The organism is Streptomyces amakusaensis, assembly GCF_039532665.1.
GTDB lineage: Bacteria > Actinomycetota > Actinomycetes > Streptomycetales > Streptomycetaceae > Streptomyces > Streptomyces amakusaensis.
Window position 1 is genome coordinate 212,880 of sequence record NZ_BAAASB010000013.1, and the last position, 24,309, is coordinate 237,188.

Sequence of the window (24,309 nt, forward strand, 5' to 3'; positions counted from 1 at the left end):
GAACACCCAAACGGAACGCTTTACGGGCATGGGCGTAACATTACGCTTTGCCCCGGGCGCGCGAGCCCCGGAAGGGCCTCGGACGGACCTCCGACGGACCCCGGAGGAACCCCGGACGCGATCGCCCGCGTCAACACGGAGCCGGTCCGGATGCCGGAGAGATCACGGGTTACCCCTCGGTAGAGATGAAGTTTGCCTCCCCGGGGTACACGATGGAGGCGGTGCCGCACCGCCCGACCCTCTCCGCTTCCGCGGGGTCCCTACGGGACGCTCCCGCGCGGAACCGCGGAACCTCCGAGCAGCGAAGGAACAGCGTGGCTTCCGGATCAGATCGCAACCCGATCATCATTGGCGGCCTGCCCAGCCAGGTCCCGGACTTCGATCCCGAAGAGACCCAGGAGTGGCTGGACTCCCTCGACGCCGCCGTCGACGAACGCGGGCGGGAGCGGGCCCGGTATCTGATGCTCCGGCTCATCGAGCGGGCCCGGGAGAAGCGCGTCGCCGTGCCGGAGATGCGCAGCACGGACTACGTCAACACCATCGCCACCAAGGACGAGCCCTTCTTCCCCGGCAATGAGGAGATCGAGCGCAAGGTCCTCAACGCCACCCGGTGGAACGCGGCCGTGATGGTCTCGCGCGCGCAGCGCCCCGGCATCGGGGTCGGCGGGCACATCGCCACCTTCGCCTCCTCCGCCTCCCTCTACGACGTGGGCTTCAACCACTTCTTCCGGGGCAAGGACGGCGGTGACGGCGGCGACCAGATCTTCTTCCAGGGCCATGCCTCCCCCGGCATCTACGCCCGCGCCTTCCTTCTCGACCGGCTCAGCGAGGCGCAGCTCGACGCCTTCCGCCAGGAGAAGTCCAAGGCCCCCGACGGCCTCTCCAGCTATCCGCACCCCCGGCTGATGCCGGACTTCTGGGAGTTCCCGACCGTCTCGATGGGCCTCGGCCCCCTCGGGGCCATCTACCAGGCCCGGATGAACCGCTACCTCCAGGCGCGGGGCATCGCCGACACCTCCGCCTCGCACGTCTGGGCGTTCCTCGGCGACGGCGAGATGGACGAGCCGGAGTCGCTCGGTCAGCTGTCGATCGCCGCCAGGGAGAATCTGGACAATCTCACCTTTGTCGTCAACTGCAATCTCCAGCGTCTGGACGGTCCGGTACGCGGCAACGGGAAGATCATCCAGGAGCTGGAGTCGCAGTTCCGGGGCGCGGGCTGGAATGTGATCAAGCTGGTCTGGGACCGTTCCTGGGACCCGCTGCTGGCGCAGGACCGCGACGGCCTGCTGGTCAACAAGTTGAACACCACGCCCGACGGCCAGTTCCAGACGTACGCCACCGAGACCGGCGGATACATCCGCGAGCACTTCTTCGGCGGGGACCAGCGGCTGCGCGCCATGGTCGCGAACATGACCGACGAGCAGATCCTGCATCTGGGGCGCGGCGGCCACGACCACCGCAAGGTGTACGCGGCGTTCGCGGCGGCCAAGGAGCACAAGGGCCAGCCGACCGTGATCCTGGCCCAGACCGTCAAGGGCTGGACGCTGGGGCCGAACTTCGAGGGCCGCAACGCGACCCACCAGATGAAGAAGCTGACGGTCGACGACCTCAAGGGCTTCCGCGACCGGCTGCACATCCCCGTCACCGACGCCGTGCTGGAGAGCGGTCTGCCGCCGTACTACCACCCGGGCCCGGAGTCGGAGGAGATCCAGTACATGCACGACCGCCGGCGCGCGCTGGGCGGCTATGTGCCGACCCGGGTGGTGCGGGCGAAGCCACTGGCGCTGCCGGACGACAAGACGTACGCCTCCGTGCGGAAGGGCTCCGGCCAGCAGTCGATCGCCACCACGATGGCGTTCGTCCGGCTGCTGAAGGATCTGATGCGGGACAAGGAGATCGGCAGGCGGTTCGTGCTGATCGCGCCGGACGAGTACCGCACCTTCGGCATGGACTCGTTCTTCCCGAGCGCGAAAATCTACAATCCGCTCGGCCAGCAGTACGAGTCGGTCGACCGTGAACTGCTGCTCGCCTACAAGGAGTCGCCGACCGGGCAGATGCTGCACGACGGCATCTCCGAGGCCGGCTGTACGGCTTCGCTGATCGCGGCGGGCTCCGCGTACGCCACCCACGGCGAGCCGCTGATCCCGGTCTACGTCTTCTACTCGATGTTCGGCTTCCAGCGGACCGGGGACCAGTTCTGGCAGATGGCGGACCAGCTCTCGCGCGGCTTCGTGCTGGGCGCGACCGCCGGGCGCACGACGCTGACGGGCGAGGGGCTCCAGCACGCGGACGGCCACTCCCAGCTGCTGGCCTCCACCAACCCGGGGTGTGTGGCGTACGACCCGGCCTACGGCTTCGAGATCGCGCACATCGTCAAGGACGGTCTGCGCAGGATGTACGGCGAGAGCCCCGAGGATGTCTTCTACTATCTGACCGTCTACAACGAGCCGATCCAGCACCCGGCCGAGCCCGCCGACGTCGATGTGGACGGCATCCTCAAGGGGATCCACCGCTTCAGCGCCGGTACGGCGGGCTCGGTCCCGGCGCAGATCCTGGCCTCCGGGGTGGCGGTGCCGTGGGCCCTGAACGCCCAGCGGATCCTGGCCGAGGAGTGGGACGTACGCGCCGACGTGTGGTCGGCGACGTCCTGGAACGAGCTGCGCCGGGAGGCCGTCGAGGTGGAGCGGTTCAATCTGCTGCACCCCGAGGAGGAGCAGCGGGTGCCGTTCGTGACCCGGAAGCTGGCCGGGTCGGAGGGTCCTTTCGTCGCGGTCTCGGACTGGATGCGCTCGGTGCCCGACCAGATCTCGCGCTGGGTGCCCGGCCGCTACGGGTCGCTCGGCGCGGACGGCTTCGGTTTCGCGGACACCCGCGGCGCGGCCCGGCGCTACTTCCACATCGACGCGGAGTCGATCGTCCTGGGCGTCCTGACGGAGCTGGCCCGGGACGGCAAGGTCGACCGCTCGGCGCTGAAGCAGGCGGTGGACCGCTACCAGCTGCTGGACGTCCGTGCGGCCGACCCCGGCCCGGCGGGCGGCGACGCGTAGGGGCCGGGGTCAGCCACCCCGGGGTTCGCGAGGTGCTCGATCAGGCGGGTGAAGCCGTCGTCCGCGTGGCCCGCCGCGATGCCCCGTTCGAAGACCGCCAGCACGGCGGCGGGGAGCGAGTCGTCCACCCCGGCGTCCCTCGCCGTCCGTGCCACATGATCGACACTGGCGGCGCCCATCGAGAGCCTGTCGGCGTCCCCCGTGTGCTGTCCGGCGTCGACGCGCGAGGCGTAGAAGCCGAAGATGCCGGTCATTCCGGCGACCGTGCCGGAGAGATCGGGCAGTATCTCCCCGGCGCTGATCCCGCTCTTCTCCGCGACCGCGAGGGCGTGCAGAAAGGCCAGTGAGGTGGTCCAGAAGAGGCCCAGCTGAAGCTGGTAGTAGAGCGCGGCGAGGCCCGGGTCCTCGCCCCGGTAGTCGGCCCTGGTGAGTACTTCCAGTACGGCCCGGTTGGCCTCGAAGACGTCCTTCGGGCCGCTGTAGTAGGTGAACGACTCCGGCCGGCCGATGCCCTCGGGGGACGCCTGCACCCCTCCGGTGAGGTGGTGCGCGCCGTGGCCGGCCGCCCAGGCCGCCGCCGCGCGCGCCTTGTCCGGGGTGTCCGAGCCGAGGTTGACGAGGGTCTTCCCCGGCAGCGCGGCGGCGGCGGGTTCGAGGATCGCGTACATGGCGTCGTAGTCGGTGAGGCTGAGGATGGCGAGTTCGCCCGCGGACAGGGCCCCGGCGGGGGTGGCGGCCAGGACCGCGCCCCGGGCGACCAGGTCGTCCGCCCTGCTCGCGGTTCGGTTCCACACGGTCACCGGGTGGCCTTTCGCGAGGAACGCGCCGGCCATGGCGCGTCCCATCGGGCCCAGTCCGATGATGGTGATCGGTTGCTCGCTCATTCCGGCTCCTGCCGCCCCGAGGGACTAGATTGATCGTTCTATCTAGTTATCGGGGTCAGGCTAACACCCTTTCCCCCGGGCCCGGTCGACGCCGCTCAGCTCTCCCGGACCATGAACGCCCTTACCTGGAACGGGGTGTTCGGCGTCCAGACGCCCGAGCCCGGGTAGGTGTCGAACTCGCCGGCCTCCTCGCACTCCGGGGACTGGTAGACGGTGACGGGCCGGCCGGTGCGGTTGGCGAGGGAGAGGGCGGTGTCGCCCGGCGGGAGGGGGACGCAGCCGTCGGTGCCGGTCTCGTACAGCTCATGGGTCCGGCGGGGGCCGGTGAACGACTCCCCGGCCCAGAGGCAGAGCGCACCGGGAGGGCACTCGCCGAGCCGGGCGGCAACAGCCGCGGCGGCCGGGGCGGCGGGGGTGGCGTGGGCGGCGTGGGCGGCTGTCGGCAGAAGCGCCGAGAGGGCCAGGACGGCGGCAGCGGCGGCGGCCGTGGTGGTGGCAGTGCGCATGGCGGTCGGCTCCGGTATGTCGTACGGATGATGTGACCGCACTCTGGCGGGCGCGGCCCGGCGGCCGGAAGGGCTCCGGAGGGAGATCACCCGCATAGGGGACAGCCCCGCCGGGCAGGCCCGGCGGGGCTGTGGTTCGGGCGCGGTGTGCCCGGTGGTGGAGCGGGTCAGATGTGGGCCGCGCCCGCGCCCGCCTGGGCGTTGGCGCCGCGCTTGGTCAGCAGGGCGATGAAGACCGCCGCCGCCGCGACTCCGGCGGCGACCAGGCTGGCCAGCCCCATGCCCGACATGAAGGTCTCGTGCGCGACATCGCCGATCTTGGCCGCGATCTCGGGCGGGGTGCCCTGGGCGACCGGGGGCACGCCCATCTCGACGGCCTTGGACGCCTCGTCGAGCTGCGCCTCGGTGAGCGGCGGGAGCTCGGCGTCGGCCCAGTTGCCCGGGAGGTCGGTGTCGACCCGGGAGGCCATGACCGCGCCGAGCACCGCCGTGCCGAGGCTGCCGCCGATCTGCATGGCGGCCTGCTGGAGCCCGCCGGCGACACCCGACAGCTCCATGGGCGCGTTGCCGACGATGACCTCGGTCGCGCCGACCATGACCGGCGCGAGGCCGAGGCCGAGCGTGGCGAACCAGAGGGACATGGTGAGGCTGCCGGTGTCCGTGGAGAGGGTCGACATGCCGAACATGGCGACCGCGGTGAGCGTCATACCGCCGGCCAGCGGGATGCGCGGACCGACCTTGGTGATCAGCACACCGGCCAGCGGGGAGCCGACGATCATCATTCCGGTGAGCGGGAGCAGATGGAGTCCGGCGTCGACCGGGCTGAGGCCGTGCACGTTCTGGAGGTAGAAGGTGACGAAGAAGAGCCCGCCCATGAAGGCGATGGCCATCAGCACCATCAGCACCACACCGGCCGACAGCGGCACCGAGCGGAACAGCTTCAGCGGGATGAGCGGCTCCTTGACCCGGCTCTCCCAGAAGGCGAAGAGCGCGAAGCAGACGACGGACGCGAGGATGAAGCCCCAGGTCTTGCCGCCGCCCCAGCCCCAGCTCGGCTCGGGGGCCTTGATGAGCGCCCAGACCAGGCAGAACATCGCGCCGGAGAGCAGCAGGATGCCGGGGATGTCGAAGGATCGCGGCGCGTTCTCCGCGCGGTGGTCCTTGAGGATCACCAGGCCGAGGACGAGCGCGAGGACGCCGACCGGGACGTTGATGAAGAAGACCGACTGCCAGCTGACGTGCTCGACCAGCAGACCGCCGACGATCGGACCGCCGGCCGTGGACGCGCCGATGACCATGCCCCAGATGCCGATCGCCATGTTCAGCTTCTCGGCGGGGAAGGTGGCGCGCAGCAGGCCGAGCGCGGCGGGCATCAGCAGCGCGCCGAAGAGGCCCTGGGCCACCCGGAAGACGACCACCATCGGAATGGTCTCGGAGAAGCCGATGGCGGCGGAGGCGATGGCGAAGCCGACCACGCCTATGAGGAAGGTCTGGCGGTGGCCGAAGCGGTCACCGAGCTTGCCCGCGGTGATCAGGCTGACGGCGAGCGCGAGGAAGTATCCGTTGGTGATCCACTGGACGTCGGCGAACGTGGCGTCGAGGTCGTCCGCGATGGCGGGGTTGGCGATCGCGACGATCGTGCCGTCCAGCGCGACCATCATCACGCCGACGGCCACGACGACGAGGGTGACCCACGGGTGGCCCCTGAGCCCCTTCAGCGGTGCGGGGGACGGGGACTTGGGGTCTTTCGGCGGTGGGGCGACGGCGGTCTGACTAGTCATGCCGTCAGGCTAATGTCAGCCACTGACAGTTGACAAACTGTTTCAGTAGTCGGTAACTGTCACATATGCGCCCGGTTCGGACCGGGCGTGCGGAGAGGCATTCGTGCCGAGACGAGAAGTGGGGACCGTGTGACGGTCGGGTCGGCGCCGGAGGCGACAGTGCCGCGCGAAGGAGTGCGCGAGGGGCTGCGCGAGCGGAAGAAGCAGCTCACCCGTGAGGCGCTGGTGCGGGCCTCGCTGGAGCTGTTCATCGCCCAGGGGTACGAGCGGACGACCGTGGACGAGATCGCCGAAGCGGTCGAGGTCTCCCAGCGCACCTTCTTCCGGTACTTCGCCGGGAAGGAGGAGGTCGCCCTCGCCTCCCAGAACCGGATCGAGACCCACGTCAAGACTCTGATGCGGGCGAGGCCGCCGGAGGAGAGGCCGTTCGAGGCGATGCGCAACGCGGTGCTGGCCGGCTGGGACACCCTCGGCGAGGCGATCGGGGAGTCCTTTCCGGTCTCGCTCCACATGCGCAGCTATCTGCTGATCGAGTCGACGCCGGCGCTGATCGCCGCCCATCTGCGCCGCTCCATGGAGCTGGAGGAGGAGATGGCCGCGCTGATCGCCGAGCGGGAGGGGCTGGACCCCTCGGACCCCCGGCCGCGGCTCGCGGTGGCCGCCTTCAGCGGAGTGATGAAGGTGGCCGGGCGGCTGTGGAGCCAGGGCGACGATCCGAGTGTGCAGGCGCTGCGGGATCTGATGGTGGCGTCCCTGGACAGCTTCGGCCCGGCGATGGCCCCGGACTGGCGGAGCCCGGCCCCCTGACGCGACGAGCCCGGCGGCGGGGCGGCAAGGGCTCGCCCCTTCCCCTCCCTTCACCCTTGAACACGTGATCTGCCTCACGGTCCGGGCGAGCCCGCGCGCGCTTCTCCTAGGGTGTCCCGCAGTGACTTCCTTCGACTCCTCCCCCACCCTCGCCTTCTGGCGCATGCTGCTCGCGCTGGCCGTGGTGTTCCTGATGCTGGCGACCACGGGCTGGACCGCCGTACGTCATCCGAGCACCCCGCCCCAGCTGCTCAAGGCGGAACTGAGCGACTGGCGCGAGGTCCGGATCGGCGGCCGGCCCCTCCCCGGGACCACCGAGCCGCCGGGCCGCCTCGCCGCCTTCTTCGCCTCGCTCGGCACTGTCCAGCGCACCCGGCTCGCCACCCGCTTCCCGCTGGTCGTCGGGAATCTCAACGGCGCTCCGATCGCCCTCCGTTACCGCGCCAACCGGCTGGCGATCGCCCGCTCGCTGCGGCTGGAGCGCGGCCGGGCCCTCACCGCGAGACTGAGCGCCGACGGCCGCCACCAGGCCGGGCTGCTGATACACCGCTACGAGACGCTGATGAGACCCGAGCGCCAGATCCTCGCCTTCGACCCGGCGGGCGGCGGCCGGGCCGCCGAGGTCTTCGGCGACCTCGAACGCGCCGAGCGCGTCTCGGTGATCGTCCCGGGGGTCGACACCCGTCTGCTCACCTTCGAGCGGACCAGCGGGAAATACTCGGCCCCCGCCGGCATGGCGGAGTCGCTGTACGCCGCGCAGCGGGCCGCCTCCCCCCGTACCCGTACCGCCGTCATCGCCTGGGCCGACTACACCGCGCCCGCCGGAGTGGGGATGGACTCCGCCACCGGACGGCTCGCCCACAAGGGCGCGGTACGGCTGACCTCGCTCACCGAAGCACTGCCCGGCACGTCCGAAGTCGCCCTGTTCTGCCACAGTTACGGCTCGGTGGTGTGCGGGGTCGCCGCGCGGCGGCTGCCGGCCCGGGTCACCGATATCGCGGTCGCGGGCAGCCCCGGGATGCGCGCCGAGAACGTGGCCGGGCTGCGGGCCCGCGCCCGGGTCTGGGCGATGCGCGACGGGGACGACTGGATCGAGGTCGTACCGCATCTGGAGGTCGGCGGGCTGGGCCACGGCGAGGACCCGGTGGCCCCCGAGTTCGGGGCCCGGGTGATGTCGGCGGCGGGCGCCGTCGGCCACAGCGGATATTTCGAGCCGGGTACCGAGAGCGTGGTCAACTTCGCCGAAATAGGGGTGGGCGCGTACGGCGGTGTGAGCTGCGCGAGCGAGGACGACTCGTGCCACCGTGATATTTACGGAGATGCGGCGGCCTGACGCGCGTAGAACCTCATGAACAACAGTTGAAACTGAGGGGCGACGCGCGGGCGCGTGACGCCTACGATGATGCGTATGGGTGATGTACTGGCGGGAATTCAAGCCACATGGGAGTTCGAGTCAGACTCCGTGCTCATCCGCTTTGAACGGGGACACCGCACGCCGAAGCTGTTTCAGGCGCTCCGCGAACGCCGCATCCCCCACGAGGCGTTGGCATCGGTGACACTCTCCCCGGGCAAGCGGGGAACGACGGTGCTGCGCGTGGCACCCCGAGCCGGGGCGGATCCGCTGATGGAGGCCGCCGCCGGACAGCTGAGAGAAGAGTCCGATCCGTACCGGCTGGTGATCCCCGCCGACCGGGCGGCGCTCGCGCTGCGCTGGGCCGACGAGCTGCGCGCGGTGCTCCCGCGCGACGCGGACCAGCCCGCCGACCGCTACGCGGTGGCCGCGCCGTACGCCGTGCCCGACGCGCCGCTGCAGTTCAAGGCGTACGACGGCCGGGCGTCCTTCGACGGCCGGCACGTCGGCTTCCGCTGGTCGCGCACGGGCGCTTCGTCGGCGAAGTGGAAGGTGGGTGACCAGAACTTCCCGGTCCAGGAGCTGACCGGGGTCGAGTGGCGCACCCCGGAGGCCGCCGACGGCCATCTGCGGCTGCTGCTGCGCTCCGAGCCCAGCCGGCCCGCGCAGCCGGAGAAGGACCCGGCGGCGGTGGTGTTCGGGCCGCGCGGCGGGCCGCTGCACGAGTCGCTGCCGTTCGCCGCCGCCGTGCTGGAGTCCGTCCAGAAATCGGCCAGGACCCCGGCGATGGCCCTGCGGTCGGGCGGGCGGCGCGATCCGGCGGACATCGCGGAGCGGATACGCCACCTCGGGGAGCTGCACCAGGCCGGGCTGGTCACGGACGACGAGTTCAGCTCGAAGAAGGCGGAGCTGCTCGCGGAGCTGTGAGCCGCCGCCCCGGCAGGGTGCGTGTGTCATACCCGGGTACGACAGCGGGGCGGCTCCGGGGTATGACGCCCGGAGACGGTCCCGCTGCCTACCCTGATCGGGCCATGACCAAGACATCACCCTCCTCACCTGCGCGAACGCCACAGGTTCCCCTGTCACGCGCCGCCCGGCGGAATCTGCTGCTCCTCGCGGACGGTCTCCGCGCCCCCGCCGAGTACACCGGACCGCTCCTCGGCTCGTCCCCGAGGCGCTGGCTGTGGCGGGTCCCCCATGCCCTGGCCTTCGCGGCGGTCTCCGCCCTGCTGCCGATCACCATCCAGGTGCTCACCAACACCTACGGGATGGCCGGCGGGGCCGCGACCCTGCTGGCCGTCGGGCAGACCGCGCCGCTGCTGCTCGCGGTGACCAGGCCGCTGGAGGCCTGGTGGATCGTGTTCGCCGCCGCCGTGATCGGCGCCGTCGCCCTGATGCGCGCGCCGGGGACACCGGGCGACAGCTGGCCGTGGACCCCGCCGCTGATCGTCGGATATCTGCTGCTGATGGTCGCCCTGGGGGTGCGGGAGCGGCATCGCACCCTGCTGGCCGTCTGGCTGATGACGGGCCTGGCCGGGCTGGTCTTCGAGCTGCTCTCCTCGGAGCGCACCAACTCCTCCGATGTGCTGCTGTTCGTGCTGAGCGGTGTGGTGCTGCTGGTGACGGGCGCGCTGCGGGAGCAGCGGGAGGCCCAGCGGCGGCTGACGGCGCAGGAGTCCATCAGCGAGGCGGAGCGCGGCCGGCGCACCCTGCTGGAGGAGCGCGCCCGGATCGCGCGGGAGCTGCACGACATGGTCGCCCACCACATGTCGGTGATCACGGTGCAGGCCGACTCGGCCCCGTACCGGATCGAGGGCCTCCCGGACGCCGCCCGCGAGGAGTTCGCGGCGATCGCGGCGGGCGCGCGGGAGTCCCTCGGCGAGATGCGCCGGCTGCTGACGGTGCTGCGCAGCGACGGCACGGACGGCGAACTCGCCCCGCAGCCCGGGCTCTCCCGGCTCCAGCAGCTGGTGGAGGCGACCGTGCGGGCGGGGGTGCCGGCCGAGCTGTCGCTCGCGGTGGATCCGGCGGTGGTCCCGCAGGCGGTGGATCTGTCGGCGTACCGGATCACCCAGGAGGCGCTGGCCAATGTGGTGCGGCACGCGCCGGGCGCGGTGACCCGGGTGTCGGTCTCCTCGATCGGCGAGGATCTGGTGGTGCTGGTCGTCAACGGCCCGGCGGAGTCGCCCCGGTCGCCGCTGGAGTCCACCGGGACCGGGCACGGGCTGGTCGGCATGCGGGAGCGCGTACGGTTGACCGGCGGCACGCTGGACACCGGTCCGCTGCCGGACGGCGGTTTCCGGGTGGCCGCGCGTCTGCCGATGGCGACGCCCGCGACCCCGGAGGACGCCGAGTGACCATCCGCGTGATCATCGTCGACGACCAGGCCATGGTGCGGGCCGGATTCGCCGCGCTGCTGTCGGCGCAGTCGGACATCGACGTGGTGGGCGAGGCCGCCGACGGCCGCGCGGGTGTGACGGCCGCCCGGGAGGCCCACCCCGACGTGGTGCTGATGGACGTCCGCATGCCCGAGATGGACGGTCTGGCGGCGGCCCGCGCGATCCTCCAGCCCCCGCCGGGGGTGGTCCACATCCCCAAGGTGCTGATGCTCACCACCTTCGACGTCGACGACTACGTCTACGAGGCGCTCCGCGCCGGCGCCTCCGGCTTCCTCCTCAAGGACGCCCCGCCCGCCGACCTCATCGCCGCCGTCCGCGTCGTCGCCGCCGGCGAGGCCCTCCTCGCCCCCTCCGTCACCCGCCGTCTCATCGCCGAGTTCGCCGCCCAGCGCCCCGCCCCCTCCCGCAAGGACCCCTCCCTCCGTCTCAAGGGCCTCACCCCCCGCGAGACCGAGGTCCTCGAACTGATCGCCCGCGGCCTCTCCAACCAGGAGATAGCCACCCATCTCGTCGTCGCCGAACAGACCGTCAAGACCCACATCGGCCGCGTCCTGGCGAAGCTGGACCTCCGCGACCGCGCCCAGGCCGTGATCTTCGCGTACGAGTCGGGGCTGGTGCGGCCCGGGACGGGCTGACCCGGGGCGAAGGGCCGAGAGCCCCGGCGGCACCCCCCGTACCCCGGTAGTACCCGGGAGATGGCTCCCCGGGGTGACGCCCCCTCACCTGTCCGCCTCCTACTTTCCCCCCGTCACACCGGTACGGGAGGAAAGGGGCGGGGACCATGCGCCGTCGCAGGAGGAGGACGCTCGCGGCGCTCGCGCTCGCGGTCACGGTGGTGGGCGGGAGCGTGGGGTGGGCGTCGGGGAGCGGGGAGTCGGCGGTGACCGGGCCGCCGCCGGGGGCCGGGGCGTGGGAGCGGGACCGGGGGCTCGGGCGGGAGCTGCCGGACGCCGGGAGCGCGCCACCGGAGCGGGTCACGGAGTTCTTCGCCGGGCTGAGCGAGACGGAGCGGGAGTATCTGCTCCGGCGGCATCCGCTGGTGGTGGGCAATCTCGACGGGGTGCCCGTGAAGCTGCGGTACGAGGCCAACGCCCGGGCGGTGCGAGGCACTGGGCACGCCCGGCTCGCCGCCCCCGGCCGGCGGATCCTCGCCTTCGACCCCCGGGGGCGCGGACAGGTCGCCGAGGTGTACGGGGATCTGGAGCGCGCCGGGAGCGTGGCCGTGGTGGTGCCCGGGGCGGACATGGACGCCGCCCGCTTCGACCGGGCGAGGGACCCGTACGGCACCCCCGCCGGAATGGCCCGGGCGCTGCGTGCCGCCACCGGTGACCGGACCGCCGTCATCGCGTGGACCGGTTACACCACCCCCGTCGGCATCGGTCCGGACGCCGCGTCCGGGGAGCTGGCCGAGGCCGGGGCGGCGCGGCTGGTCCGGTTCACGAAGGGGCTCCGGGCGGTCGGGGCCCCGCGGCCGAGCCTGTTCTGCCACAGCTACGGCTCGGTCGTCTGCGGGCTCGCCGCGAAGGGGGCCGGGGCCTCGGACATCGTCGCCCTCGGCTCCCCCGGGATGCGTGCCGACTCCGTCGCCGGGCTGGAGACCGGGGCCCGGGTCTGGGTCGCCAAGAACGCGTCGGACTGGATATCCAAGGTGCCGGGCGTACGGCTCTTCGGGCTCGGCCACGGCCGCGACCCCGCCGAGCCCGGCTTCGGCGCACGGCGCGTCCCGGCCGAGCGGGCCGAGGGGCACACCGGCTACTTCGCCCCCGGCACCGACTCGCTGGCCGCCTTCGCCGCCATCGCGCGGGGACGGACCGGTGAGGTGCGATGAGGAGCGCGTACGCCAGGGCCGCCGCCCGGATCGAGGCGCGGACCCCCGCCCACCGCGACCGCGCGATCGACGGGCTGCGCGCCCTCGCCCTGCTCGCCGTGCCCCTCGGGCACTGGCTGCTCGGCGGGCTCCCCCTCGGCGCGGACGGCGCGCTCCGCAACGCCAGTCCGCTCGCCTCCTTCGGCTTCTTCGCGCCCGTCAGCTGGGTGCTCCAGATGCTGGGCGTCTTCTTCCTGGTCGGCGGGTACGCCTCGGCCCTCTCCCACCGGCGGCACGACGGCCCCACCGGGCAGTGGCTGCGCCGGCGCGTCGCCCGGCTGGGCCGTCCGGTGCTCGGCGTGGCCGCCGTGTGGGCGGTGCTGGCGCTCGCGCTGTACGGGCTCGGGGTGCCGGTCACCACCCTGCGCACCGGGTCGACCCTGGTCGTCCAGCCGCTGTGGTTCGTCGGCGTCTACGCGGTGATCACCGCGCTCACCCCGTACTGCGTACGCGCCGCCGCCCGGTTCGGCGTGTGGTCGGCGGCCCCGCTGCTCGGCTCGGTCGCCGTCGTGGATCTGCTGCGGTACGGGCCGTACGCCGATGCCGTGCCGTCCTGGCTGAGTCTGCTGAACATCCTGCCCGGCTGGCTCTTCGCCTATCAGCTGGGCGTCGCCTGGGGCGTCGGCCGGGTCACCGCGCGGCACGCCCGGGCGCTGCTCGCCGGGGGGATCGCGCTGTTCGCGCTGCTGCTGGCGGTGTTCGGCTACCCGGCGTCCATGGTGGGGGTGCCGGGTGCGGAGCGCACCAACTCCCATCCGCCCTCGCTGCTGGTCCTCGCCCTCGCCGCCGCGCAGAGCGGCGCGGCGATCCTGCTGCGCGACAGGATCGCGCGGCTGCTGGCCGGGCCCGCGCTCTGGGCCCCGGTCGTGGTCGTCAATCTCTCCGCGATGACCATCCTGTGCTGGCACCAGACGGCGATGCTCGCGGCGGCCGTTCCCGCCGCCCAGGTGGGCGCGGTGCCCGGCCTCACCACCGCGCCCGACACCCTGGGCTGGCTCGCGGCCCGCGCGGCGTGGCTGCCGGTCTTCGCCGTCCTGCTGGTGGCCATGGGCCGGTACGCGCGGGTGCTGGAGGCCCCGTGGCCGAGCGGTACGGGAACGGCCGCCGCCCGGCGCACGGCGGCGGGGGTGCTGGCGGCGGGGTTCGCCGTCTTCGCCCTGGGGTGACCCCTTACTCGCGGGCCGCCGAGGTCGAGGACATGTCCGGATAGCGCTCCCCCGCCACCTGCCCGGCGATCGGCTCCAGCAGCGCCAGCTCCGCCGGGGAGAGCGTCAGCCGGGTCGCCGCCACGTTCTCGCGGAGGCGCTCGGGCTTACGGGTGCCCGGGATCGGCACCACGGCCACCAGGCCGTGGACCTCGGCGCGCTGCTGCACCCAGGCGAGCGCCACCTGGGCGAGGGTCGCGCCGTGGGCCTTCGCGATCCGGCGGACGGGTTCGAGGAGCGCCTCGTTGGTCTCGGCGTTCGCCCCGGAGAAGCGCGGCAGATCGGCGCGGAAGTCGCCGTCGGAGACCGCGCCCGCGCGGAACGAGCCGGTCAGAAAGCCGCGCCCGAGCGGCGAGTACGGCACGAAGGCCACTCCCAGCTCCGCCGCCGCGCCGACCGCGCTCCGCTCCACGTCCCGGCTGAAGAGCGACCACTCCGACTGGAGGGCGGCGATGGGGTGCACGGCGTGCGCCTCGCGCAGCTCGGCCCCGGTGACCTCGCTGAGGCCCAGCTGCCGCACCAGACCGCGCCGTACCAGCTCGGCCATCGCGCCGACCGATTCGGCGAGCGGCACGGCCGGGTCGCGGCGGTGCATGTAGTAGAGGTCGATGACCTCGGTCTTCAGCCGCCGGAGGCTGCCCTCCACGGCCTGGCGGATGTACGCGGGGTCATTGCGCACGCCTCGGAACTGGTCGTCCTCACCGCGGGCGATGGCGAATTTGGTGGCGATGGTGATCCGGTCGCGGTGCGCGCCGAGGAAGGGGGCGAGGAACTCCTCGTTGGCCCCGCGCCCGTACATGTCCGCCGTGTCGAAGAGGGTGACTCCGGCGTCGAGCGCCGCTTCGAGGGTCTCGCGGGCGGCGGACTCGTCGGTGTGCCCGTAGAACTCGCTCATGCCCATGCAGCCCAGGCCCTGCACCCCGACCAGGGGTCCGTCCGTGCCCAGTCGTGCCCGGGCGATCGTGTCCTCGCTCATCGGATGTCCGCTCCTATTCCTCGTCGGGCGATGTCTGCATCGCGTCCGAATAGACCTCGATCTTGTGGTCGAGCACCGCGAGGGTGTCGTGCAGCTCGGCGATGCGGCTGAGCACATCGCCCCGGGTCCGCACGAGCAGCTCGCGCCGCGCGCCGATGGTGTGCCGGCCCTCACGGGTCAGCTCGGCGAAGCGGACCATGTCCGCGACCGGCATCCCGGTCAGCCGCAGCTTGCCGACGAAGGCCAGCCAGTCCAGGTCGCGGTTGGTGAAGCGCCGCTGCCCGGTGTGCGACCTGTCCACATGGGGCATCAGCCCGATCCGCTCGTACCAGCGCAGGGTGTGCGCGCTGAGCCCGGTGTGGGCGGCGACCTCGCTGATCGTGTAGCGGTCCTGCCCTTCCGGGCGAGGGAGCGCACGGCTACTGCTCTCGGTCAGCGTCATGCCGCCAACGCTAAAACCTTGGAGTGCGCTCGAAGCAAGCGGAAGCGCGGGTCCGGCGGAATACGGCGGAAACCGATGGCCGGTTCCACCGTCCCTGTTCTAGCGTGCGCCCCATGAGCCACGCACGCCTCGCGACGCCCGAAGACGCCGAAGAACTGATCCGCCTGCGACAGGTGATGCTCGACTCCTACTGGGGGAAGGGGACCGACACCGACTGGCAGCCGCTCGCCGTGCCCACCCTGCGGGCCAGACTCGCCGAGCGCCCCGACGAGCTGGGCGCGTACGTCGTGGACCGCCCCGGCGGCGGGCTCGCGGCCTGCGCGATCGGGAGCGTGGGCTACCGGATCGGCGGCCCCGGGAATCCGCACGGCGTCGGCGGGTATCTCTTCAGTGTCGCCACCGACCCCGACATGCGCCGCCGGGGCCACTCCCGCGCCTGTGTGGAGGGGCTCCTCGGCTGGTTCCGCGAGCGGGGCGTCAGCCAGGTCAATCTGCGGGCCTCGCCCGAGGCCGAGCCGCTCTACGCCTCCCTGGGCTTCGTCCGCACCCCCGACCCGGCGATGCGGCTCGTCCTCTGAGGCCCTCGTAGCAGCGGGTCGGGCGGCAGGCTTTAGGCTCGTACGCATGGAGAGCCTGGCGATGATCGAGAACTGGCCCGTGCCCACCGCGGCGACCGCCGTCGTACGAGCGGACGGCACCCTCGCCGGCTCGCACGGGCCCCTCGGGCACCGGTTCCCGCTCGCCTCGGTGACCAAGCCGCTGACGGCGTACGCGGCGCTCGTCGCGTACGAGGAGGGCGCGGTCGAGCTGGACGAGCCGGCCGGGCCCGAGGGGTCCACGGTCCGTCATCTGCTCGCGCACACCTCGGGGCTGGCGTACGACGAGCACCGGGCGGCCTCGGCCCCCGGGGCCCGGCGGACCTACTCCAACGCCGGGTTCGAGGCGCTCGCCGACCACATCGCGAAGGCGACGGACATCCCCTTCGAGGAGTATCTGCGCCAGGCGGTGCTGGACCCGCTGGGCATGACGTCCACGACGCTGCGGGGCTCGGCCGCCAAGGACGGGGTGTCGACCGTGGCGGACCTGGTCCGGTTCGCGGCGGAGGTGCAGACGCCCCGGCTGCTCGACCCCCGTACCGTCCTGGAGGCGATGACCGTCGTCCACCCGGGTCTGGACGGGCTGCTCCCCGGCTACGGGCGGCAGCGGCCGAACGACTGGGGGCTGGGCTTCGAGATCCGGGACGGCAAGTCCCCGCACTGGACGGGGAGCACGTCCTCGCCGCGCACCTTCGGGCACTTCGGCCAGTCGGGCACCTTCCTGTGGATCGACCCGGACGCGGGGGCGGCCTGTGTGGCGCTGACCGACCGGCCCTTCGGGCCCTGGGCGATCGAGGCCTGGCCCCCGTTCACGGACGCGGTCCTGGCCGAACTGCGCTGACCCGGGCCGGGCGGGGCCGTCAGCCCCGCATCTCCCAGACCAGGACCTCGGCCGGGCCCGGACCGGACCCGGTCAGCTCCGGGGCCTCGCCGCCGGTGATCCGCGCCGAGTCCCCGGGCGCCAAGTCCTCCCCGGCCAGACGCGCTTCACCGCGGACCACATGGACGTAGACGGCGGGCGCGGCGGGCAGCGCGACCCGCTCCCCCGCCGCCGGGCGGAGCACATGGAGCAGCGCCCCCGTGCCCGGCAGCCGGTAGGCCGAGCCGTCGCCGGGGCCGCGCACCACTTCGTACGAGGGCTCCCCGCCGGGCTCCGGCGGGACCAGCCACATCTGGACGAAGACCAGCGGTTCCCGGCCGTCGTTGCGCTCCTCGTGGCGGACGCCGGAGGCCGAGCCGAGGCGCTGGAGGTCCCCGGGGCGTACGACGGTGGCGTGGCCCGCCGAGTCGCGGTGGGTGAGTTCGCCCTCGGCCACCCAGGTGACGATCTCGGTGTGGCTGTGCGGGTGTTCGGCGAAGCCCGCGCCGGGGGCGAGGCGTTCCTCGTTGCAGGCGATGAGCGCGCCGAAACGGAGGTTGTCGGGGTCGTAGTGGGGCCCGAAGGAGAAGGCGTGCCGGGTGTCGATGCCCGAGTCCGGTTCCCCGCCCCGGTAGCGGTCCGCCGAGCGGCGTACGTCAATCACTCCCCCACCGTAGGCCAGCGCCCGCGACGGCCCCGCCTCCGGCCCCGTCCGCCGTACGCTCCGGGGACCGGCACTTAGCTCCACCGTCCGGATAAGGCACTCTTGTCCCCGTGCCCGAACCCGCAACGAACGACGCCCACCCGCATTCCGCGACGCTGCGCCGCCTGGAGCAGTCCTCCGGAAGGCTCGCCGCCAATGCCATCGCGCGCATGGACGAGACGCTGCCCTGGTACCGGGCGATGCCACCGGAGAACCGGTCGTGGATCGGTCTGGTCGCCCAGGCCGGCATCGCCGCGTTCACCGAGTGGTTCCGGCATCCGGACACCCCGCAGGCGATCTCCACCGATGTCTTCGGCACGGCTCCGCGCGAGCTGACCCGGGCGATCACCCTGCGCCAGACGGTGGAGATGGTGCGCACCACCATCGAGGTGATGGAGACGGCCATCGACGAGGTCGCCGCCCCGGGCGACGAGTCGGTGCTGCGGGAGGCGCTGCTCGTCTACGCCCGGGAGATCGCCTTCGCGACCGCGCAGGTGTACGCGCAGGCCGCCGAGGCGCGCGGGGCCTGGGACGCCCGGCTGGAGTCGCTGGTGGTGAACGCCGTGCTCTCCGGCGAGGCCGACGAGGGCGCGATCTCCCGGGCCGCCGCCCTGGGCTGGAACTCCCCCGACAATGTCAGCGTCATCCTCGGCACCGCGCCGGACGGCGACAGCGAGCTGACGGTCGAGGCGATCCGCCGGGCCGCCCGGCACGCCAAGCTCCAGGTGCTGACCGGGGTGCTGGGCGACCGGCTGGTCGTCATCGCGGGCGGCAGCGACAGCCCGCTCCAGGTCGCCAAGGCTCTGATCGGCCCGTATGCGGCGGGTCCGGTGGTCGCGGGGCCCGTGGTGCCCGATCTGTTGGCCGCCACCAAATCGGCACAGGCGGCGGCGGCCGGGCTGAAGGCCTGTTCCGCGTGGCAGGATGCTCCGCGACCGGTCCTGGCGGACGACCTCCTGCCGGAGCGGGCGATCGCCGCCGACCCGGCGGCGCGCGAGCAGCTGGTGGAGGAGATCTACAGACCGCTGGAGGAAGCCGGATCGGCGCTGCTGGAAACCCTCAGTGTCTATCTGGAACAGGCGAGCAGCCTCGAAGGCGCGGCACGAATGTTGTTTGTTCACCCCAACACGGTGCGCTACCGGCTACGACGTGTGACAGACGTCACCGGATGGTCACCTTCCGATGTACGCTCCGCGTTCACTCTGCGAATCGCGCTCATCCTCGGACGCTTGGCCGACGGAGATTCACAGACCTAGACTTTTGTGGGACACCAACAATTCCCCTGACGGTTCTTCGTCCCTGTCCTCACGGGCGGCCGAGGCCGTACACAAGAGAGAGTGTGAGAGTGCTCGTACTCGTCGCTCCCGGCCAAGGCGCTCAGACGCCCGGCTTCCTGACTCCCTGGCTCGACCTGCCCGGCGCGGCCGACCGTGTCAAGGCCTGGTCGGACGCCATCGATCTCGACCTCGTCCACTACGGCACCAAGGCCGACGCGGACGAGATCCGTGACACCGCCGTGGCCCAGCCGCTGCTGGTCGCGGCCGGTCTGCTGGCCGCCGCCGAGTTCGGCGAGCTGTCCCCGGCCGCCGTCGCGGGGCACAGTGTCGGAGAGATCACCGCCGCCGTCCTCGCGGGCGTGCTGGACGAGGTGTCCGCGCTCGGCTTCGTCCGGGCCCGCGGTCTGGCGATGGCCGAGGCCGCCGCCGTCTCCGAGACGGGCATGGCCGCCCTGCTGGGCGGTGAGACCGAGCAGGTCGTCGCGCATCTCGAAGGGCTCGGTCTGACCGCGGCCAATGTGAACGGCGCGGGCCAGATCGTGGCGGCGGGAACCGCCGGGCAGCTGGCCGCCCTGGCCGAGGACAAGCCCCAGGGCGTACGCCGGGTCGTCCCGCTGAAGGTGGCCGGCGCGTTCCACACGCACCACATGGCACCGGCCGTGGCCGCCCTTCAGGCGCGTGCGGCACAGCTCACGGTCGCCGACCCGGTCGTGCCGTACATCTCCAACAAGGACGGCGCGGTCGTCTCCTCCGGCGCCGAGGTCGTCGCGCGGCTGGTCGGCCAGGTGGCCAACCCGGTGCGCTGGGACCTGTGCATGGAGACGTTCGCGGCACACGGCGTCACCGCGCTGCTGGAGGTCTGCCCCGGTGGCACGCTCACCGGAATCGCCAAGCGCGCGCTGCCCGGTGTGGCCACGCTGGCGCTGAAGACCCCGGAGAATCTCGACGCGGCGCGGGCGCTCGTCGCCGAGCACTCAGCCGCCGACGCAGCCTGACAAGGAGAGCCGTAGAGATGGCGAAGATCAAGCCCAGCAAGGGCGCTCCGTACGCACGGATCATGGGTGTGGGCGGCTACCGTCCCGTCCGGGTCGTGCCGAACGAGGTGATCCTCGAAACGATCGACTCCTCCGACGAATGGATCCGGTCCCGCTCCGGCATCGCCACCCGCCACTGGGCCTCCGAGGAGGAGACCGTGAGCGCGATGTCCGTGGAGGCGGCGGGCAAGGCGATCGCCGACGCCGGTGTGACCCCTCAGCAGATCGGCGGCGTCATCGTCGCCACGGTCTCGCACTTCAAGCAGACCCCCGCGGTGGCCACCGAGATCGCGGACAAGATCGGCGCGATCAAGCCGGCCGCGTTCGACGTCTCGGCGGGATGCGCGGGCTTCGGCTACGCGCTGACCCTGGCCAAGGGCATGGTCACCGATGGCTCGGCGGAGTACGTCCTGGTCATCGGCGTGGAGCGGCTGAGCGATCTGACCGATCTGGAGGACCGGGCGACGGCCTTCCTCTTCGGCGACGGCGCGGGCGCGGTCGTCGTGGGTCCCGCGAGCGAGCCGATGATCGGCCCGACGGTCTGGGGCTCGGAGGGCGACAAGTCCGACACGATCATGCAGACCGTGGCGTGGACCGAGTACCGCGACGGCACCGTCGACCGGTTCCCCGCCATTACGCAGGAGGGCCAGGCGGTCTTCCGCTGGGCCGTGTTCGAGATGGCGAAGGTCGCCCAGCAGGCGCTGGACGCGGCCGGAATCAGCGCGGACGACCTGGATGTCTTCATTCCGCACCAGGCCAATATGCGGATCATCGACTCGATGGTGAAGACTCTGAAGCTGCCGGAGCATGTCACGGTCGCCCGTGATGTGGAGACCACCGGCAACACCTCGGCCGCCTCGATCCCGCTCGCGATGGAGCGGCTCCTGGCGACCGGGCAGGCCAAGAGCGGCGACACGGCGCTCGTCATCGGCTTCGGGGCGGGTCTCGTCTACGCGGCAACGGTCGTTACCCTCCCCTAGTCGAACCGGATCTTCCGGGCCGGTCTCCCGCTCCCGAGCGGATTCCGTTCCGGTTTACCCCGGAGTGGCTGCCGGATCCTCCGGACGCCTCACTCTCTGTTACAGAATCGAAGGAGCGCCACTATGGCCGCCACGCAGGAAGAGATCGTTTCCGGTCTCGCCGAGATCGTCAACGAGATCGCCGGCATCCCGGTCGAGGACGTTGAGCTGGACAAGTCCTTCACCGATGACCTGGATGTCGACTCGCTGTCCATGGTCGAGGTCGTCGTCGCCGCCGAAGAGCGCTTCGACGTCAAGATCCCGGACGACGACGTCAAGAACCTGAAGACCGTCGGCGACGCCGCGGCGTACATCGCCAAGAACCAGGTCGCCAAGTAGCCGGTCCGGTTCCCGGCACGGCCTGACCTCTCAGGCGCGCTTGTCGCCACCTTCCGGTGGCGTCGTGCACATTCAGCACCCCCTACACGTGGAGAATGAATTCCTGTGGACTCGACCAATCGCATCGTGGTCGTCACCGGTATCGGCGCAACCACACCGTTGGGTGGCGACAGCGCATCGACCTGGGAAGGCATGCTCGCCGGACGCTCCGGAGTCAAGCTCCTGGACGACGAGCGCTTCGCCGACCTCCCGGTCAAGATCGCCGCGCGTGCGGCGGTCGACCCGAGCGAGGTTCTGCCCCGTCCGCTCGCCCGCAAGCTGGACCGCTCGGCGCAGTTCGCGCTGATCGCGGCCCGGGAGGCGTGGGCCGACGCGGGTTACACCGCTCCGGCCGGCGAGGACGAGAAGATCGAGCCGGCGCGGCTCGGCGCGGTGATCGCGTCGGGCATCGGCGGTGTGACGACTCTGCTCGACCAGTACGACGTACTGAAGGAGAAGGGCTCGCGGCGGGTCTCCCCCCACACCGTGCCCATGCTCATGCCGAACGGCCCCTCGGCCAATGTGGGCCTGGAGGTGAACGCCCAGGCGGGCGTGCACGCCATGGTGTCCGCGTGCGCCTCGGGCGCCGAGGCCATCGGCTACGCCGTGGAGATGATCCGCAACGGCCGGGCCGATGTGGTGATCGCCGGCGGCACCGAGGCGGCCATCCACCCGCTGCCGGTGGCGGCCTTCGCCAACATGATGGCGATGTCCAAGAACAACGAGGAGCCCGAGAAGGCCTCGCGCCCCTACGACAAGGGGCGGGACGGCTTCGTGCTCGGCGAGGGCGCGGGCGTCGTCGTCCTGGAGTCGGCCGAGTTCGCGGCCCGGCGCGGTGCGCGGGTCTACTGCGAGGTGCTGGGGCAGGGTCTCTCCGCGGACAGCCACCACATCGCGCAGCCGGAGCCCGGCGGCCGGGGCATCGCGGCGGCGATGCGCCATCTGCTGGAGACCACGGACCTCAAGCCGGACCAGGTCGCGCACCTCAACGCGCACGCCACCTCGACGCCGCTGGGCGACATCGCCGAGATCAAGGCGCTGCGTCAGGTGCTCGGCGAGGACCTCGACCATGTCGCGGTCTCCGCGACCAAGTCGATGACGGGCCATCTGCTCGGCGGCGCGGGCGGCATCGAGACCGTCGCGACGGTCCTCGCGCTGTACCACCGGCTCGCGCCTCCGACGATCAATGTGGACGAGCTGGACGAGGAGGTCGACGCCGACATCGTGCGCGGCGAGCCGAGGCCGCTGCCGCAGGGCACGATCGCGGCGATCAACAACTCGTTCGGGTTCGGCGGCCACAACGTGGTTCTCGCGTTCCGTACCGTCTGACCGGCCGTCCGATCCGTCCACTGATACGCGCGGACAGCTGAGGCCCGCATCCCCGATGGGGGTGCGGGCCCTGTCGTTCCTGTGCGGGCGGGGTCAGACCACCTGGTGGAGCCAGCGGACCGGCGCGCCCTCGCCCGCGTGACGGAAGGTCTCCAGCTCGTCGTCCCACGGCTTGCCGAGCAGCTTCTCGATCTCCGCCGCGAGATCGGTCTCGCCCCGGGCCGCCCGGAGCAGCGCGGCCCGCAGCCGGTCCTCGGGGATCAGGATGTCGCCGTGCATCCCCGTCACGGCGTGGAAGATGCCCAGTTCGGGGGTGGCGCTGTAGCGCTCGCCCTCCGCCGTGGCGCAGGGCTCGGCCGTGACCTCGAAGCGCAGCAGATGCCAGCCCCGCAGCGCCGAGGCGAGTTTGGACGCGGTGCCCACCCGGGCCTGCCAGGAGAACTCCGCTCTCCAGGTGCCCGGGGAGGCGGGCTGGCGGATCCAGTCGAGCTGGACCCGCACCCCGAGCACCCCCGCCACCGCCCATTCGACGTGCGGGCACAGCGCGCGCGGTGCGGAGTGGATGTACAGAACGCCGCGTGTCGTCACCGGGACCTCCAGTGTGGGACGAGGATCGCCTTCCCAGCGGCCTCAGTAAACAGCATCAGGAGTTAATCTCCACAAAAGGGACAGCATGTGACGTGATGTAATTTACCGAAACAACCGGAGCGTCTGGGCACGATGCTCTGGGGCGACGGGGAAAAGCTACCGTGCGTAGGCGGCCGGGGGGTGACGTAATGTCGGTCCTGGGGCCGTACGCACCAAGCTTTCACTCGGCAGGACCTCGGGGGCGCCGGATTCGAAGGGGAACGGGGATGCGCGAGAAGCGCCAAGCCCATGCCATCAGACGGACGGGGGCGCGGCGGACCGCCGTCGCACTGACCACCGCCGCACTGCTCACGGCCGGTGTACTCACCGGATGTGACATGTCGTCCGACTCCCGGGCCAATGGCGCGCCCGCCAAGAAGCCCCCGGCTCCGGCCCCGCCCTGGGACCGCAGCCCGGACACCATCGCCGCCGTCGGCGACTCCATCACCCGCGCCTTCGACGCGTGCGCGGTGCTCTCCGACTGCCCGGAGGCCTCCTGGGCCACCGGCACCGACGAGACGGTGCGCAGCCTCGCGAGCCGGCTGATCGGCGAGCCGGCGGCCGTCGCCGAGCGGGCCTGGAATTACGCCCGGACGGGTGCCGAGATGGCCGATCTCGGCGGGCAGATGAGCAGGGCCGCGGCCAGAAAACCCGATCTGGTCACGGTGATGGTCGGCGCGAACGACGCGTGCGCCGACTCGACTGAGCTGATGACACCGGTGGCGGACTTCCGGACCTCGTTCCAGGATGCGCTGCGGGAGCTGCGGCGAGCGGCTCCCAAGTCTCATGTGTACGTATCCAGCGTGCCGAATCTCAAACGGCTCTGGTCCACCGGACGGGACGACGCGCTCGGCCGGGCGGTCTGGGATCTGGGCATCTGCGCCACCATGCTGGGCGACGCGGGGGATCTGAGCCCCAAGGCCGACCGCCGGCGGGCCCTGGTCCAGGACCGGGTCGTCGCGTACAACAAGGTGCTGAAGGACGTCTGCGCCAAGGACGAGCGCTGCCGGTACGACGGCGGCGCGGTCTTCGAGCACCACTTCACCGAAGAGCTGCTGAGCCGCTGGGACTGGTTCCATCCGAGCAAGGACGGACAGAGCACGCTCGCCGAGATCGCCCACCGGAACATCACGGCGGCCCGGCCGCCGCTCTGACCCTCGGATCAGCGGGACCTGAGCTAGCCAGGGACATGATCATGGGGCGATACTTCCGCCACCCCCCG

The 24,309-nt window shown here is 71.9% G+C and carries 23 protein-coding genes; 16 read left to right on the forward strand and 7 right to left on the reverse strand.

Annotated elements, in window-relative coordinates; all coding sequences use genetic code 11:
* The first annotated feature begins 314 nt into the window (after nucleotides 1-314).
* On the forward strand, nucleotides 315-3,047 hold the full coding sequence (aceE, locus tag ABD371_RS23805) for a pyruvate dehydrogenase (acetyl-transferring), homodimeric type (protein ID WP_344479948.1): 2,733 nt from the start codon (nucleotides 315-317) through the stop codon (nucleotides 3,045-3,047).
* On the opposite strand, the gene ABD371_RS23810 is transcribed toward aceE, so the two are convergent.
* The 3 genes from ABD371_RS23810 to ABD371_RS23820 all read right to left on the reverse strand — a co-directional run bounded on the left by ABD371_RS23810 (nucleotide 2,990) and on the right by ABD371_RS23820 (nucleotide 6,218).
* Entirely contained in the window at nucleotides 2,990-3,931 is a 942-nt protein-coding gene (locus ABD371_RS23810) for an NAD(P)-dependent oxidoreductase (protein WP_344479950.1), read from the reverse strand. The genes aceE and ABD371_RS23810 overlap by 58 nt on opposite strands.
* 95 nt (nucleotides 3,932-4,026) lie before the next feature.
* Nucleotides 4,027-4,437, reverse strand: coding sequence for a peptidase inhibitor family I36 protein (locus ABD371_RS23815; protein ID WP_344479951.1), 411 nt, complete (start codon nucleotides 4,435-4,437; stop codon nucleotides 4,027-4,029).
* 167 nt (nucleotides 4,438-4,604) lie between these two features.
* Complete coding sequence (locus tag ABD371_RS23820) at nucleotides 4,605-6,218, reverse strand: MFS transporter (RefSeq protein ID WP_344479953.1); 1,614 nt, start codon at nucleotides 6,216-6,218, stop codon at nucleotides 4,605-4,607.
* A 159-nt stretch (nucleotides 6,219-6,377) separates the two neighbouring features.
* Between ABD371_RS23820 and ABD371_RS23825 the strand changes: the two genes are divergently transcribed.
* The 7 genes from ABD371_RS23825 to ABD371_RS23855 all read left to right on the forward strand — a co-directional run bounded on the left by ABD371_RS23825 (nucleotide 6,378) and on the right by ABD371_RS23855 (nucleotide 13,808).
* Nucleotides 6,378-7,025, forward strand: coding sequence for a TetR family transcriptional regulator (locus tag ABD371_RS23825; RefSeq protein WP_344479955.1), 648 nt, complete (start codon nucleotides 6,378-6,380; stop codon nucleotides 7,023-7,025).
* 121 nt (nucleotides 7,026-7,146) lie between these two features.
* Complete coding sequence (locus tag ABD371_RS23830) at nucleotides 7,147-8,358, forward strand: alpha/beta hydrolase (protein WP_344479956.1); 1,212 nt, start codon at nucleotides 7,147-7,149, stop codon at nucleotides 8,356-8,358.
* Between the two features lie 75 nt (nucleotides 8,359-8,433).
* Nucleotides 8,434-9,303 carry a DUF4429 domain-containing protein gene (locus ABD371_RS23835; protein ID WP_344479958.1) on the forward strand — a complete coding sequence of 290 codons (870 nt, stop codon included), beginning with the start codon at nucleotides 8,434-8,436 and terminating at the stop codon, nucleotides 9,301-9,303.
* A 104-nt stretch (nucleotides 9,304-9,407) separates the two neighbouring features.
* Nucleotides 9,408-10,733, forward strand: a complete 1,326-nt coding sequence (locus ABD371_RS23840; protein ID WP_344479960.1) for a sensor histidine kinase — start codon at nucleotides 9,408-9,410, stop codon at nucleotides 10,731-10,733.
* Nucleotides 10,730-11,410 (forward strand): response regulator, encoded by a 681-nt coding sequence (locus ABD371_RS23845; RefSeq protein WP_344479961.1) that lies wholly within the window; start codon nucleotides 10,730-10,732, stop codon nucleotides 11,408-11,410. The genes ABD371_RS23840 and ABD371_RS23845 overlap by 4 nt, the downstream gene beginning before the upstream one ends.
* A 146-nt stretch (nucleotides 11,411-11,556) precedes the next feature.
* Complete coding sequence (locus ABD371_RS23850) at nucleotides 11,557-12,603, forward strand: alpha/beta hydrolase (protein ID WP_344479963.1); 1,047 nt, start codon at nucleotides 11,557-11,559, stop codon at nucleotides 12,601-12,603.
* Nucleotides 12,600-13,808, forward strand: a complete 1,209-nt coding sequence (locus tag ABD371_RS23855) for an acyltransferase family protein (protein WP_344479964.1) — start codon at nucleotides 12,600-12,602, stop codon at nucleotides 13,806-13,808. Before ABD371_RS23850 ends, ABD371_RS23855 begins: the two co-directional genes overlap by 4 nt.
* A 4-nt stretch (nucleotides 13,809-13,812) precedes the next feature.
* Here ABD371_RS23855 and ABD371_RS23860 read toward each other — a convergent pair whose 3' ends face one another.
* Both ABD371_RS23860 and ABD371_RS23865 read right to left on the reverse strand, forming a co-directional pair.
* The gene (locus tag ABD371_RS23860; RefSeq protein ID WP_344479966.1) at nucleotides 13,813-14,823 is read right to left on the reverse strand and encodes an aldo/keto reductase; all 1,011 of its coding nucleotides are present in this window, start codon (nucleotides 14,821-14,823) and stop codon (nucleotides 13,813-13,815) included.
* Nucleotides 14,824-14,836: 13 nt separating this feature from the next.
* Nucleotides 14,837-15,265 (reverse strand): MerR family transcriptional regulator, encoded by a 429-nt coding sequence (locus tag ABD371_RS23865; RefSeq protein WP_344479967.1) that lies wholly within the window; start codon nucleotides 15,263-15,265, stop codon nucleotides 14,837-14,839.
* 113 nt (nucleotides 15,266-15,378) lie between these two features.
* Here ABD371_RS23865 and ABD371_RS23870 point away from each other — a divergent pair, with 113 nt between their 5' ends.
* Together ABD371_RS23870 and ABD371_RS23875 are read left to right on the forward strand one after the other, a co-directional pair.
* Nucleotides 15,379-15,843: a GNAT family N-acetyltransferase gene (locus ABD371_RS23870; protein ID WP_344479969.1), complete on the forward strand. Its 465-nt coding sequence runs from the start codon at nucleotides 15,379-15,381 to the stop codon at nucleotides 15,841-15,843.
* Between the two features lie 46 nt (nucleotides 15,844-15,889).
* Complete coding sequence (locus ABD371_RS23875; RefSeq protein WP_344479970.1) at nucleotides 15,890-16,702, forward strand: serine hydrolase domain-containing protein; 813 nt, start codon at nucleotides 15,890-15,892, stop codon at nucleotides 16,700-16,702.
* Between the two features lie 19 nt (nucleotides 16,703-16,721).
* Here the strand turns inward: ABD371_RS23875 and ABD371_RS23880 are convergent, their stop codons facing one another.
* Nucleotides 16,722-17,384, reverse strand: coding sequence for a pirin family protein (locus ABD371_RS23880; RefSeq protein WP_344479972.1), 663 nt, complete (start codon nucleotides 17,382-17,384; stop codon nucleotides 16,722-16,724).
* A 110-nt stretch (nucleotides 17,385-17,494) separates the two neighbouring features.
* Here ABD371_RS23880 and ABD371_RS23885 point away from each other — a divergent pair, with 110 nt between their 5' ends.
* The 5 genes from ABD371_RS23885 to fabF all read left to right on the forward strand — a co-directional run bounded on the left by ABD371_RS23885 (nucleotide 17,495) and on the right by fabF (nucleotide 22,460).
* Complete coding sequence (locus ABD371_RS23885) at nucleotides 17,495-18,679, forward strand: PucR family transcriptional regulator (RefSeq protein ID WP_190122032.1); 1,185 nt, start codon at nucleotides 17,495-17,497, stop codon at nucleotides 18,677-18,679.
* 89 nt (nucleotides 18,680-18,768) lie between these two features.
* On the forward strand, nucleotides 18,769-19,695 hold the full coding sequence (locus tag ABD371_RS23890; RefSeq protein WP_344479973.1) for an ACP S-malonyltransferase: 927 nt from the start codon (nucleotides 18,769-18,771) through the stop codon (nucleotides 19,693-19,695).
* Between the two features lie 17 nt (nucleotides 19,696-19,712).
* Nucleotides 19,713-20,714, forward strand: coding sequence for a ketoacyl-ACP synthase III (locus ABD371_RS23895; protein WP_344479975.1), 1,002 nt, complete (start codon nucleotides 19,713-19,715; stop codon nucleotides 20,712-20,714).
* A 123-nt stretch (nucleotides 20,715-20,837) separates the two neighbouring features.
* Entirely contained in the window at nucleotides 20,838-21,092 is a 255-nt protein-coding gene (locus ABD371_RS23900; protein WP_344479976.1) for an acyl carrier protein, read from the forward strand.
* A 105-nt stretch (nucleotides 21,093-21,197) separates the two neighbouring features.
* Nucleotides 21,198-22,460: a beta-ketoacyl-ACP synthase II gene (fabF, locus tag ABD371_RS23905; protein ID WP_344479978.1), complete on the forward strand. Its 1,263-nt coding sequence runs from the start codon at nucleotides 21,198-21,200 to the stop codon at nucleotides 22,458-22,460.
* 93 nt (nucleotides 22,461-22,553) lie between these two features.
* Here the strand turns inward: fabF and ABD371_RS23910 are convergent, their stop codons facing one another.
* The gene (locus ABD371_RS23910) at nucleotides 22,554-23,048 is read right to left on the reverse strand and encodes a DUF3145 domain-containing protein (protein WP_344479979.1); all 495 of its coding nucleotides are present in this window, start codon (nucleotides 23,046-23,048) and stop codon (nucleotides 22,554-22,556) included.
* A gap of 266 nt (nucleotides 23,049-23,314) precedes the next feature.
* Here ABD371_RS23910 and ABD371_RS23915 point away from each other — a divergent pair, with 266 nt between their 5' ends.
* Entirely contained in the window at nucleotides 23,315-24,241 is a 927-nt protein-coding gene (locus ABD371_RS23915; protein ID WP_344479981.1) for an SGNH/GDSL hydrolase family protein, read from the forward strand.
* The last annotated feature ends 68 nt before the right edge of the window (nucleotides 24,242-24,309 follow it).